Annotated in this window: 1 protein-coding gene; it reads right to left on the bottom strand. The window is 71.3% G+C overall.

Annotated features, from left to right (window positions below):
• The coding region (locus HC022_RS28245) for a DNA-3-methyladenine glycosylase I (protein WP_167454566.1) at nucleotides 1–620 on the bottom strand (620 nt) is incomplete at its 3' end.
• Between the last annotated feature and the right edge of the window lie 41 nt (nucleotides 621–661).

The following is a 661-nucleotide window of genomic DNA, read 5'->3' as shown; positions in this document are numbered from 1 at the left end:
CCGCTTTCCGCCGCCCAGCGGTCGAAGGCCTCCTGCACCGGCACCATGGCCTTGCGCGAGCCCGGGGCCTTGTCGATCACTCCCTCGGCCACGAGCCGGGCGATCACGTCGCGGCTCAGCAGGAAGCCGTCCTTGCCCATGCCGCGCAGCAGGTAGGCGCCGGTGTTGCCGCCGAGGCGCGCGCCCTCGCGCTTGAGCCAGTCGAGCAGGCCGATGAAATCGCCCGCCGGCCAGTCCCCCACCCGCCGCCCAAAGCTGCCCGAGGCGGCGGCGGTCTCGCGGATGAAGACAGCATTGTCGCGGATGGCGGCGATCTTGGGACCCGAGCGGATCACCCGCCGGTCGCCCAGCAGCGCGTCGAACCAGTCGTCCGACATCATCGCGCAGCGTCCGGTATCGAAGCCGTGGAAGGCCTCTTCGATGCCGGGCCACTTGCTTTCGACCACGGTCCAGCTGATGCCCGCCTGGAAGATGCCGCGCGCCATGCCCGCGAGCCAGCGGACGTCGGGGATGGCGGCAATCTCGTCGGCAGAGCGGGGCACCGGGGCATCGCCCAGCACCGCCTCGCGGCTGCCCTTGCGGTCGATGGCGATGGCGAGGATCTCTTCGAAACGGCGCATGGGGCTCTCCGCGTACGGCTCGGGCGGAGACTGCCGGAGGA

This window comes from Salipiger sp. HF18 (assembly GCF_011806505.1).
GTDB classification, from domain to species: domain Bacteria; phylum Pseudomonadota; class Alphaproteobacteria; order Rhodobacterales; family Rhodobacteraceae; genus Salipiger; species Salipiger thiooxidans.
This window is presented reverse-complemented; position numbering and strand designations above follow the sequence as displayed.